The following is a 12,366-nucleotide window of genomic DNA, read 5'->3' on the forward strand; positions in this document are numbered from 1 at the left end:
TGAATGTATCAAAAAAATATACGTTTTTTACCTTTTCTGTATAATAGCAAGCCATTGCGCGACCTGCATCCCCTTTTCCGGCCTTTTATGACCGACTCATCCGCCGACTATGTACTGGTGAACGGCACGCACGTTGCGATCGACAAGAGCGAACATGTGCCGCTGATCCAGCAAACCGCGAGTGATCTTCATTGCTCGCTGGAGGAGGCATGGGATCACGTCAAGGAACACGTCGCACGCCTGCTGACGGATAATCCGCGCGCTCAGCGAAAGGCAGGACGCAAGGACACATCCGGAGCGGTCGACGTCATTCCTGCGGCAACATCCCCTACTCCGAAATCACCACCCGATACTCGCCTGAGGACGCCACGCATTGAGGTCGCCACCGACCAACGCGTGCTGCATCTCAATGGGGCGCCGGCGAACGCGATCCGCGAACTCGATCGGAACGAATTGGGGCTCAGCAACGACGAGTCTGTGGTCGAAGCGATCACGAGCGGGAAGATCAAGCTGGCCGAGGAGCATCCAGACGTTTCGTTGCTTCGTGCGACATCACCCGGGTTTATCGAATTCGGTACGGTCTCTGAGGATCGACGCGCGGCGATTGAAGCAGTCCATCAGCGTCAATACCGGTTCCCGTTCCACGCGGACGCGGTAAGGATAATGGCGACAGATCTGAACAAGACGTCGCTCTTCCATGTCGCCAGCAACAACACCCCACGTCGCTTCTGTCGCGACGAACCACTGGGCCGAATCGGCGAGACGGTTAGCGCCGTGTATCGCGGCGAAGAACTGCGCCATGACGATGAATTGGTCCTCATGCAGCTGATGCAGGTCGCGCGCGGAAAGTATCCCTACGAATCGTTCAGCATCTTCAGCGTGCCGTTCTTCAAAGGCTCGCGCGGCGTAACTCGCCGTGCGAGCTCAAAAGATATCGACAGTGTGATGGAGTCGCTGGCGCGCATGCGAGGCGGCTATCTGGTCGTGAAATCGCGTTCGAACTACATCACGGTGAACCTGATCAAGGATCTAGCCGGATCCGGGTCGAATCACCACGTGATGATCGATCCCGCGCTGATCATTTTGTACACGAGCTTCACTGCCTTGGATACGGACCACCTGTTCAAGACTTCTGGCGTCGCGCGGCAATTACTCAAGTACATTTCGACGATTCCGTCGACCTATGAGGAAACACGCCCTATCAAGGTGACGAGCCTCTTTGAGCTTTGCTACGGGACGCTCGACTCGCTCGAGCGCCACTATCGCGAAACCAACCCCGGCAGGTCCGACGCTCAAGTCCGGATCGCAATGAGCAAAAAGCTCTCCGACTTTCGTCGCAAGAACCTGCCGGCAGGCCTCGACAGCCTGAAGGACATGAACATCATCCGTGAGTACACGCTGGATGAAGCTACAGACAAGGTCGTGATCGTCCGCAACCCGGATGCATCGCCGATACGCGTCTTGGCGGGGCCTACTGCTTGATGGATCGCCGTGCCTTTCTCGCTGGCGCTACAGCCATCGGCGCTTCTCAGCTGATTCCTCAGATCGGACACGCCACCGATAACGACTTCTGGATCCGCGATCGCGAACTCTGGGTTCGTCGGGACCGGCCCGGGCGTGAGCTGGAGGAATTCCGTGTTGTTTACTGGTCAGGCGGCCGATTCGATCCCAATAATTACGTCAGGCTTTGCTATCTCTTTCGCGACTCGAAAGAGGACGTCGTGGCAGAGATCGATCCGAGACTGTTCAACCTGCTATTTGGCCTTCAGCGCTGGGTGCAGCTTGTGACTGGTCGGCTACTGCCGATTGATCTCACCAGCGGCTTTCGAACACCCCAGCACAACGCCTCGCTGATCAAGGAAGGCGCTTCACCGACGAGCGAGCACCTGAATGGCCGTGCTGCTGACATCAAGATCCCGAGCGTCGCACCAGCTGCTGTCGTGTCAATGGCGCGGTTCTTCGAAATGGGCGGAGTCGGAATTTACAACAGCTTCACACATGTCGATGTAGGCAGAGTTCACGCATTCGTCGGTCGTCGCCCTCGACGCTAGTTTTGCTGTCGCTTCGCTGCCCAAACAGCGCGGCGCAACCCTTTGCCGCCCAGTCTCTGGGCGGTTTTTTTGGCGAAAATATTTGCCAAATTTTGCGCCGGATAAATCGAATACCGCGACTGACGGCGATTGCTCATGTCTGCGTAGACAACAAACTTTTCGTTTGATTGTCATGCCAACACCCGATGTGGGGTGTTTCGGAGAAGGCTTCGCAGACCGCCAAGGGCCGAATTGCCGACGCTGCTGAGCGTCCAAGAGCGCTCCAGTTGATCAGCGTCAGGAGCCGCTACCGCGCGGTGGCTGAGGCCGATCACTGCGCTCATGGCGTCAACCAACGGATCACGTGCCGGACGCTGTTGCTCGATCTGCTTGGCCAAACGATGAGCATCACGGGCAGCCGCGAAATGCGTGTCGTCTGACGGCTGGGCCAGACGAATCCTGCCGGCATTCAGCGCTGTCACAAATCCGTCGATCCAATTGCTGCCAGCCGTACGAAGGCTCTCCTCGGTGACGCACTCGACCGTGAGCGTTTGCCCGTCGCTTGAAACCTCAAACCGCTTCGCGCCGTCCGCAGTCACGAATCGTTCACCCGCAAGACGATCGCGCTCCGCTTCAGCCGCAGCATGACGTTCCTCGGCCATGCGGGCCTCCACGAGGGCGACCTGCCGTTGCTTGGCGAGCCAAGCGAAGTCTGTGCCGCTTCGAAGCAGCGCGAAGAGGTAAGGGATCGGCTTGTTCGCTTTTTTGATGGAGTCCCAGCAGGCCGTGACGATGTCGCCGAGCTTCTTGCCGTGAGTTCGACGTGCAACGCCCATGAGCCAAAAAATGAAGTTTTTCTGAAAACCGACGGCCAGAAGCGGCTGAACGTCCTCAGGCAGCTGACCGGGTTGTCTCCTTTGAGAAGGAGGGTACGGATAAACCTTATATGTAAACCGGTCTGACACGGTGGCAGTCGGCTGGGCCGGCAAAGTGCTGTCGTCGGTCTTCAACTCGGAATCGACCACATCTGGCTTGGGCGTGGCCGGAAGCTTTGCCTCTTTGGCGGAAGCAATCAAGCCGAGGGCCTTCGCTGCCTGTTCTGAAAGATGAATATATGCGGCGCCAAACAGGCCGCCACGAGACTTCCTAATTTGCTCCGACACGGTGATCAGGCCCGCCTCGACGAGATCTTGCTCGGCTCGGTACCACGTACGCTCAGATTGTCCTGCACGACGCGACAAGTAGCTCCGGCGCGCAAAGACGGAGTTGAGCGGCTTGCGTGCGTCGACGACCAGCGCGATCGATGCGAGGGCTGCTCGAGCTCGCTTGGAGAGCGTAGTGATTTCGAGGGCGCGCTGGTGCGCACGGAGGGTCGGGTAGGGAAGGTTGCGGGCGAGCTCGAGCTCGTCGAGTTGAGCTTCGAGTGCCGAGAATTCGCTGTCGATAGGGTGAGCTTCACCCTCGCCAGCAACAGAGCGTTGCGCGATAGACATGTCGAGCGTCCATTTCTTCGAAAATGGATGGTCAATGCTTGACTGTCACTCGCGATCCGCTACACTCCGATTTGTCGAGACTCTTCCGGTTCCAGCCGGGGAGTGTAGCGGGGCACGATTCCAGTCGAGCCCAATTTTCAAAGGCCCCCGGTTCCAGCCGAGGGCCTTTGTCTTTTATGCAGCGGTTCTTACCTCATCGCATTCATCCGCATCTGTAAGTCCTTGATTTCAAACAAGTCGCTATTAGGGACTTGCCTAGCAAAATCCAACCGAACCGCTAACTCATTGATTTCAAAGGGGTCGCTATTAGGGACTTGGGTGTGTTGCTCCCGCTTCCCCGCTTTCAATCTCGCGGCGAATGAACGCCTCAATCTTGTCGGCCCAAGCCTGAGCATTGGCATCTACATCGCGGCCCTTGCCTGCTGCGAACTTCAATCCGACCGTGCCGCTTCGAACAGTGACCTCGCAAAACTTACTACGGCCGATCTTGATTGTGCGTGCCGGAGCCGGGGCGGTTCTGGGCGCCTTCGGGCGGGCGAGCTCTAACGCGCGCTTCTGCGTCATCTCTTCGTCGTTGACGAGCGCCTGAATTGCCTTCACCACGGCTTCTGCGTTGCCGCCAGCGGCAAGTGCAGCGAAATCTTCAGCTGCATTTCCGCCGACTCGATCCGGGCGTTGCGCGATCGCGTCGAGCGCGGCTTGGGGAAGCTTCTCGAACGAAAGGATTCGAGCGATATGCTGCTTTGACAGACCGCTAACTTCGATGATGTCTGAGCGGGTAAACCCTTGCTCGTTTTGCATCCGCATAAATTGCCGGTACTTCTCAAAATCGGGCAGGTAGGCGGACAACAAGTTTGCGAAGGCGGCGCCAAGTTCGGCCTCGGCCGCAGTGCCGTTAAACACCACGCCGAGGATTTCGTCTCTTCCGAGGTCGTCGCGATAAATCTCAGCTCGGTTGTGGCCGGAGACGATCTCGTTTCGGCCGTCGCCGAGCGGGCGATATCGAATAGGGTGGATGAGCGGGTTCTTGGACAGGTTGTCGCGCAATTCGTCGCGTTCGACAGGAGTCAGGTAGCGCTGCCGGCCCGGAACCCAGACCAAACTCGAAATCTTGACCATTGCCGCGCTGGATGTACCGCCGCCCTGCTCGAGCTCCTCGATCTTTCGGCGCGCTTCTTCCAACTGTTGCTTGGCGCTTTCTGCCTCGGCCGTTGCAGCGGCAGCTCGATCCTCGGCTTCATTGATTCGCTGCGTGATGTCGAACATCCGGCCGGGTGCAGAGAGCGGGCCGCGTGAATTGCCCGCAGTACGATCCTGCGCGTTTCCAGCTTGGAGCTGCGCGGTTCTCTCCAGCAGTGAACCTTTCGTTTTCATTCGGCGGACTCCTTCGACCAGATATGAGAGAACTGGTCATCGATATACTCGGCAAGCGCGTCATGAGGCTCGCGCAGCCGTTCATACTGTTCGCCTGACATGCGGGGCGCATCGCCGTCGGAATCGACGTCAAGCCGGCGTTGATCGTAAATCGTGGATAGCGCGCCAAGCGCAGCTGCTTGAACTTTTGATTCGGGGACGGAGAGAGGGAACACGAGATCGCCATACGCCTTTCGGATCCAGCCCTGCACGCCCTTCGATGCATCAGTCGATTTAACTTTGGTCATGAAGATGCTGAGGAAGTCGTATCGCTTCGACGCCATGACCTCAGGAAGCCGGGCAGCAATCTCGGCGAACATCTGCCAGAACTGGGTCGAGCTTGCGAAGTCCAGTGCCTCCGGCGGCAGCGGCATAACGATCGCATCAGCGGCCATGAGAACGTTTGTCGTGATGTAGCTGAGTGCCGGCGGGGTGTCGATCACCACAACGTCGTATTCATCGAGCAGCGGTTGGATCCCCTTGTTCAGGATGTCCCAAAACTCGAATCGACTGTCGCGCATGATGTGCGACGGAATTCCGAACTCGGCATCCTGGACTGCATTGCAGCTAGGAATAACGTGCAAGTTCGTCCAATACGTGTCGTGAATCGCGTAGTGCAGAGTTTCCTGTTCGCCGTAGATCAGGGGCAGGACCGTGTCGTCATAGCCGATCTCTGCATCCGGCGCATACCCGCAGAGTTGCGTCGCCGAACCTTGCGGATCGCAGTCGATGAATAGCACCTTGCGGCCGAGCAACGTCAGCGCTTGCGCAACGCTAATCGAGGACGTCGTTTTAGCAACGCCGCCCTTATAATTGGCAAATGCTACGACCCGCCCTCGCACTCCGGCCCTTCGCTGGACTCGGTTCGTAGTCGCCTTCACCCACGTGATGGCTTGCTCGAGCGTGAAAATTTTGGCGCGACCGGCCCCAGTCTGAGTTCCGACTGGAAGTCCAAGCTTAGTGGTGAGATAGGGCATTCGCTTCTTGTCGATCCCGCACAAGCCGGCAATGTTGGCGGCAGTGTAGGTCGGTGGAAGCTTGCGCGGATAAGGCTCCAGCATCGTTGCTCGAACTTGATCGAGAAAGTTCAGCGCTTGTGGTGCGATGCCATCGCGGATGTCTGCGATCGACACGGACGTGTCAACCACTGGAGCGTTCGGGGCGGGCGTATCGTTCACGGTCACTGGTTTTTTCCAAGTTCGCCAGAAAATTCTAGGTAAGCTGAAATTTTCAGGGTTTGTTTGAAATTTATAGCTAACCCGGAGAATATTCGGTTAACTCCCATACTTCAAGTAAACTCTGAAGAAATTCTGTGCCACAGAGTTTTGACTAGGGCGTCCGATCGGGCCCCGGATAGGCGTTCGTGTCGAAAAGCGCCCCCGAAACCGAGCTAGCAGCTCGGTCCGTGCGTGTCGAAGCTTGCGCGCCATCACTCCACCATCAGCTCCCTCTTAGCCAAATCTTCCTCCGGAATAGCTTGTGAGGCTGGCGGCTGCACGTGTGCGTGCGTGCTGAACTCGGAAACCGACAGGAAGTGGCTGTCCATCCGGCGCTAGTTGACGTGCCGAACTCGGAAAGCGTCGCTCTCAGATCCCCGCTGCTTGTGCCGCGAAGCTCCCAATTACGTGCCGAAGTCGGAAAAGATCAGTGGTCGAGCTCGGCGCGTGTACGTGTTGAAGTCGGAAGGGGTGCGTGCCGAACCCGGTAAACAGGCGTGCTGAAGTCGGAAGGTAGGCGTGCCGAACTCGGTAAGCGGACGTGTCGAACTCGGAAGGGGTGCGTGCCGAACCCGGTAAACGAGCGTGCCTATCTCGGAAAGGATGCGTGCCGAACTCGGTAAACTGTCGCCACAAATCGGCCCTAAGTCATTGATTCTGAATGGCTATTCGCGCTCGTCAGGCGCCGGCATAAGTATTTAAAAAGATTTTAAGAAGTTTACACAGAGTTTTTAGAGAGGCGGGTTTTCGTGTCTGCCAAGATGTGAAAAACAGCCCCACACCACCTTTTCTTCCAGCCGTCTCGCACTCGCACGGTCTACGTGTTGAAGTCGGAAAACCGCCGAACATGACGTTGCTACGCGCAGAATGATTCAAAAAAATATTTGTTTAGTGATTCAAACGTTGACACTATCCAAAACTGCCGAGACAATACCGACAAAATTGGAGGGTCGTGATGTCGGGCAGCGAAAGGGGTGTCGCCGAGCGCATGAGCTCAGGGGCGCATACCGTGCTTCGAGTTCTGGAGAAAAAGGCGTACTTCAAGCACCGCTTCTTGGAGCAGGTGCAGGCGCTCTATCAGGCTGACTCGGAACATGCGCTTCCGACGCTGCCGGCGTCGCTATATCTGACCGCCTTGTTTGTGCGCGTGCCCGTTGAGGTGAGGTCGCGCGTTGCCGAGCTCGCCGCGAAGAGGATAGTGAACGCCTTTGAACATTGCCCCACTCCGGCCGAAACCAGAACGCTTGTCGCGGAAGCCACCCTCGCGGCGCTCGACCTGTCGTTCGAGGCGCTTGCGGAGCGGGCGAAGTTGTTCACGGCCTGTCCGCCAACTGAGCAAGCGATCGCAGATCGCTGGGTTGAGCAAGTCATCTTTACGGCCATGAGCCGTATCGGGCGAGATCGACTTGCATCGATCTCGCCAGCGGAATGGAAGGATGAGGTTAGTCAGACGATCCTCGGCGACGCCGAGACTCTCCGTTCGTATCAAGTTCCTCATTCGGATCCGGTGCGCCTGATCCGCAAGAACTTCCGTGAGCTGTTACCGAAGGCATGAGCGAACAACGCAAAGACGCGCAGCGTCGCACGCCCGCTCAACCGACCACGTGGGGTAACCCGCGACGGAATCGCACGCCTCGCTTCAATGCGCTGATGCTCGCCTTCCTCAGGCGCCTCAACAAGTGGCTCGCCCCGGTCGCGATCCTCGAATTCCTCATCATCGTGGGCCTGATCATGACGCTTGCATTCGGCACGCAGTTCGCGCGCTTGTTCGCGTCAGACGGCTCGATGTTTTCCTGCGAAATCCCGCTCGCGGCGGATCAGCGCAAATGACCTCTCAGACCACCACACCGAAACATCCCCCGGCATCTCGTCAAGAGGGTGCGCAAGTCGTTGACCTCGTTCTCGAAAATGAGGGGCTACGCGTTGAGGCGAAGAAGAGTGAGTCGAAGCACTCGATCAACTACCTCGTGATCATCGCGGGGCAGTTCATGATCATCCTCTTCCTGTTGTGGCTCACGTTCTCGTACTTTCCGCTGCAGAAGTACATCCCAACGCAGAACGCCGCTGCGATCTGCTCATTCGAGCCGATCGACAAGCCCAACATCACGGCTGCGCAGGCCGTTGACTACGCAAAAGACGCCGTGGTGACGATCTACGCCACGGACTACGCGAACTATCGGACGACGATCACGAACGCGGCCGACAAATTCATGCTGCCGGAATTTCGCGGCCCCTTCATGCAGACAATGAGCAGGTCCGATTTTCTGAAGGCCCTCGTCAGCAACCAGTTCACCGTCACGCCGATCACCACGCCGAATCAACCGCCTCAGGTTGTGCGTGAAGGCGTTCTCAATGGCGCATACGCGTGGAAAGTACAAGTGCCGCTGACGTTCTACTACACGAGCGGCCGCCAGCAGCATGACGATCGCGTCGTCGCCGAGGTGACGGTCACGCGCACTGATCCGACAAAGATTCGCCTCAATCCAAGTGCGATCGGTGTGAGCTGGATCGACTTGAAGACGGCGGTGAACTAAGGGCACGAAATGAGCAAAAGAATCTTTCTCACCGCGATGACGCTCATAGCGTCGTGCATAGGTCAAGCGTCGCTCGCGGCGCCATCGGGGCAGGGCGCGGGCGCGCAAGCGCAGCAATCAGCTTCGGATCCGAAGGCGCCAGATGTCATCGCGCCGAACATGGACGATGCCACTCCGCCCATTCCGGTAACGAAGGAAGTGATACAGCGGCTCGTCGACGATCGAAACGCTCGAGTCCTAACGCCGAGGCAGATCGACTCAGTTCGCCGCACTGTCGATGCGGCGCGGCGGGCGGGCGTCTCCCCGTATCCGGGGGGAATGATCGCGGAGCCTCGCTCGCGCCAGATTCCATGGCGCCCGGACGTCGTCAAGCGTCCCGAGACGATTGAGATGTGGCAAGGGACGCTCTCGACATTCGTGTTCACCGACATGTCGGGCAATGCGTGGAATATCAAGTCGGTCTCCTTCGATTGCAACCTGTTCGACGACGGTCGCTCCTGCGACGGTGGCACGAGCACACAGGGAAAAGCGGGTGCGAGCGATGCGACGAACATGGTGTCGCTTCAGGCCAACAGTCCGTACTCCTACGGCAACGTCGTGATTCGACTCGATGGGTTGCCGACGCCAATCATCTTCGTGTTGCGAACTGGAAAATCGACGAAGACCGACATGGCGATCGACGTTCGTGTCGAAGCACGCAATCCATCGGCCCCGCCGCAACTGATTTCCTCCGCATCACTCCCTGCATTTGATGATCGCATGGACGGATTTCTGAGCGGTGTTCCGCCCCAAGGAGCGACGGCCATGAAGGTGGCCGGAGGGCAAGCGGAAGCGTGGATGCTGAACGGCTCGCTTTACGTGCGCACGCGTCTTTCACTGCTGTCGCCCGCATTCACGGATCGTGTGGGGTCGGCTGAAGGGATCTCGGTCTACAAGTACCCACGGTTTGTGCCCAGTCTGCTGGCCAGCGTGAACGGCATTCCTACATCGCTTCTCGTCAGTGGCAACTGAGGCAATCAAAATGGCATCGGAAAATAGCAACGTTTTTGATCCCGCAAAGCAGCGAGAGGCTGAGGCCGAGACTCGCGACATCAAGCGCAACAACATCAATCAGGTTTTCGGCCAAGGGAAGGGGCGCATTGCCGCTATGGCAGTTGGCGGTACCTTCATCGTGTTGTTGATCGTCGGATCGTGCACGTTGATGGGGGGTGGCCCCAATGCGCCGCAGGCTGCAGCACCGATAGGGGCGATGCCGAACGCCAGCGGAATGCAGGGCGACCAGATGGTGACGACGGCCCGTGAAGCTGAGCTCCGTCGACAAGCGAATCAAGAAGGAGCGTCGGAAGCGCAAGCTAACAAGCAACCTTACGTGGCCACCCCGGTCCTTTCTGCCAGCTCGACGCAAACTGCCGCAGGAGGGGATTGGGGTGGCTTCGGTGCCGGTGAGCCAGTAACGGCCAGCCAGCCGGCCGCAAAGGCGGCCGACCCTAACAACGTGAATCTCAACGCAAATGCAGGAGTGAACGGGACAGGTGCGAACAACAGTGCTGCTGGGGCGAACGCTCCACGGCCGCTGAACGATGTTCGAACCATCGCAGCTACGCTGGGCGCGTCCGATGGAGACGTTACTTCGCAAATCGACCATGTGCTTGGCGTGCCCCCGAAAAGCAACCAGCAAGGCGGAGGCGGTAGCAAGCGCTCGTTTACGACGGGCTACTACCCGGTCGTCGTGCAGCAGGTGTCCGCCCAAGCGTCGACCCAGCAAGGCGGCCCCGTGCAACCTGCAGTGCCGGGCATGGCGCCACCGGCAACGACTAGCGCAGCCGCAAATCAATCGGACCGACGCACGATTCCGCACTGGGAAATGGGCGACGCAGGTTACTGCCAAATCAAGTACGCGGTGAATTCGGACTTGCAGCGGAAGGATGTCTTCGCTGAATGCTATGGCGGTCCGTGGAATGGCGCGATCTTCAACGGCAAGGCAGAGCCTTCGCAGGAAGGGGTAGCAGATCCGGGATTCATCGTTACCTTCAGCGCTGCCCGGATCCCGGGTTACGGCACTCGCTCGGTGCAGGCGGTCGCGTTCACGAATGACACGCTCGAGGCCGGTGTGCAAGACAGCGTGAATAGCCACATGTTCGTGAAATTCAGCGAGCTTGCAATTGCGGGCCTGCTGAAGGGGATCGGTCAAGCAGCGCAAGTCGTGACCGGTTCGTCGAGCACCCAGACGATCGGCAACGTCAGCACAACTTCGCTCAGCGTACAGAGGCCGGACCTCGCCCAGATCGCCGAAAGCGCGGCGGGTGGGGTGGGGCAGTCACTCGGCGATTTCGTTCAGCGTCGATCCGATGCACTCAAGACCACAATCAAGATCTATCCGCGCAAAGACATCGGAATTGTGCTTTTGAATGACGTCGTGGATCAAAAACAATAATGTTTTTGTATCCTGCCTGTATAATTTCGCCGTGAATTCTTGGAGAGCACCATGACCGACGCCATCAGGGAGATCCGATTCTCTGACGATCCTGAAAACGAGGACCGCGATCCTGAAGATCTTGCGCCCGTGCAGCCAACTGGGGGCGGCCCTGCTAAGCCGCATAAGCCGTTCCCACTTGGCAAGTTGATGGGTGGAATCGGCGCTGTTGCAGTCGTGCTCGTCGTCGGGTCGGTTGGGCTCGTCAAAGTCCTCCAGCCGAAGCCGCAGTCGGATCAGTTCACGAACGTGCCGCAACCTCAGATGAGCGCGGGTGTGAGCGCGCAGTCGGCCATCGTCCAGATCGGTGCGCCTTGCGCGCCGAACGGTCTAATGGGGCAATCGCCAGTAGGCGTCGCGTACTGCCAAGGCGGTATGTGGACGTCGACGGCACAAGGACATTCCGGAGGGCAGCAAGGCGCACCGATGCAGCCACCGTTGCCTCAGGGCCAGTACCTCCAGCCGCAACCGCAATCGATGGCGGCGCAAAGTCAGCAGTCGGTGACGGCCGCGCAGAATGCGGGTGTGGCCGGACAGCTTGCTGTACAAAACGGCGGAGACCCGAATCCGATGGGTCCCGTACCTCATCGCACGGTAGGCGGTGCCGAGATGGCATCCGCGAAGACCGAAGCACCGGGGGGGCAGCAGCGTGTGGCAACTGCAACTGGGCCGGATCAAACGCAGCAAGCTGCGAGTGGCGATATCGCGGCTCAGCTGGCCGCAATGCAGGCGACGATCGCAGATTTACAGAAGCAACTCGCCGGCAAGAATGGTCGAGCGGCACCGAAAAGCGCAAACCACCCGACGAAGAGTGTGAAGAAGAGTGCGCCGATACAGACAGCGGCAGCAGAAGATGCCGAACAAGCTGACGGTGATGCTGGCGCCGCACCTGCGCCGCATCATGAACGAGTGGTGCGTATGAAGGCGCACACGAAGAAGGCCGCAACCACGGGCGACAAAGGAAAGCCGGATACATCGTATGTCGTCACTGGGATGATCGGCACGCGTGCGTTCATCACGAAGAAGGGCGGGAATGACGTGAATCCGGACAGTACGGTGGCGGTCGGCGACACGCTCGACGATGGGCGAAAGGTTCTTTCGGTTGATCCGAAAACCAAGCGCGTCTGGTTGTCGGGAAATCAGTACATCTCGACCGGCGGTGCCGGCAGCGACGAGTAATCGCGCGCGGATCGAGCGAATATGGAC

11 protein-coding genes are annotated in these 12,366 nt (G+C 58.5%); 8 read left to right on the plus strand and 3 right to left on the minus strand.

Features of this window, described 5'->3' with window-relative positions:
- Positions 1–3: 3 nt before the first annotated feature.
- Positions 4–1,482, plus strand: coding sequence for a plasmid replication initiator TrfA (gene trfA, locus G3N98_RS00145; RefSeq protein WP_241025631.1), 1,479 nt, complete (start codon positions 4–6; stop codon positions 1,480–1,482).
- A complete protein-coding gene (locus G3N98_RS00150; protein WP_206146716.1) occupies positions 1,482–2,051 on the plus strand; it encodes a DUF882 domain-containing protein in 570 nt (189 codons plus the stop codon). The genes trfA and G3N98_RS00150 overlap by 1 nt, the downstream gene beginning before the upstream one ends.
- A gap of 170 nt (positions 2,052–2,221) precedes the next feature.
- Here G3N98_RS00150 and G3N98_RS00155 read toward each other — a convergent pair whose 3' ends face one another.
- The 3 genes from G3N98_RS00155 to G3N98_RS00165 all read right to left on the minus strand — a co-directional run bounded on the left by G3N98_RS00155 (position 2,222) and on the right by G3N98_RS00165 (position 6,120).
- Complete coding sequence (locus G3N98_RS00155) at positions 2,222–3,523, minus strand: hypothetical protein (RefSeq protein WP_206146717.1); 1,302 nt, start codon at positions 3,521–3,523, stop codon at positions 2,222–2,224.
- A 306-nt stretch (positions 3,524–3,829) separates the two neighbouring features.
- Positions 3,830–4,897, minus strand: a complete 1,068-nt coding sequence (locus tag G3N98_RS00160; RefSeq protein WP_206146718.1) for a ParB/RepB/Spo0J family partition protein — start codon at positions 4,895–4,897, stop codon at positions 3,830–3,832.
- Positions 4,894–6,120 (minus strand): AAA family ATPase, encoded by a 1,227-nt coding sequence (locus tag G3N98_RS00165; protein ID WP_206146719.1) that lies wholly within the window; start codon positions 6,118–6,120, stop codon positions 4,894–4,896. The genes G3N98_RS00160 and G3N98_RS00165 overlap by 4 nt, the downstream gene beginning before the upstream one ends.
- 988 nt (positions 6,121–7,108) lie before the next feature.
- On the opposite strand from G3N98_RS00165, the gene G3N98_RS00170 reads away from it, so the two are divergent.
- The 6 genes from G3N98_RS00170 (at position 7,109) to G3N98_RS00195 (ending at position 12,339) form a co-directional block, all read left to right on the plus strand.
- Positions 7,109–7,708 carry a hypothetical protein gene (locus G3N98_RS00170; protein WP_206146720.1) on the plus strand — a complete coding sequence of 200 codons (600 nt, stop codon included), beginning with the start codon at positions 7,109–7,111 and terminating at the stop codon, positions 7,706–7,708.
- A 95-nt stretch (positions 7,709–7,803) separates the two neighbouring features.
- Positions 7,804–7,983 (plus strand): hypothetical protein, encoded by a 180-nt coding sequence (locus tag G3N98_RS39615; RefSeq protein WP_241025632.1) that lies wholly within the window; start codon positions 7,804–7,806, stop codon positions 7,981–7,983.
- Positions 7,980–8,687: a DotI/IcmL family type IV secretion protein gene (locus tag G3N98_RS00180; RefSeq protein ID WP_206146722.1), complete on the plus strand. Its 708-nt coding sequence runs from the start codon at positions 7,980–7,982 to the stop codon at positions 8,685–8,687. The genes G3N98_RS39615 and G3N98_RS00180 overlap by 4 nt, the downstream gene beginning before the upstream one ends.
- A 9-nt stretch (positions 8,688–8,696) precedes the next feature.
- On the plus strand, positions 8,697–9,698 hold the full coding sequence (locus G3N98_RS00185) for a DotH/IcmK family type IV secretion protein (protein WP_206146723.1): 1,002 nt from the start codon (positions 8,697–8,699) through the stop codon (positions 9,696–9,698).
- 10 nt (positions 9,699–9,708) lie between these two features.
- Positions 9,709–11,121, plus strand: coding sequence for a DotG/IcmE/VirB10 family protein (locus tag G3N98_RS00190; protein WP_206146724.1), 1,413 nt, complete (start codon positions 9,709–9,711; stop codon positions 11,119–11,121).
- 51 nt (positions 11,122–11,172) lie between these two features.
- Positions 11,173–12,339 carry a hypothetical protein gene (locus G3N98_RS00195; protein WP_206146725.1) on the plus strand — a complete coding sequence of 389 codons (1,167 nt, stop codon included), beginning with the start codon at positions 11,173–11,175 and terminating at the stop codon, positions 12,337–12,339.
- Positions 12,340–12,366 lie beyond the last annotated feature (27 nt).

Origin of the sequence: Burkholderia sp. Tr-20390 (assembly GCF_017104595.1) — a bacterium.
Classification (GTDB): domain Bacteria; phylum Pseudomonadota; class Gammaproteobacteria; order Burkholderiales; family Burkholderiaceae; genus Burkholderia.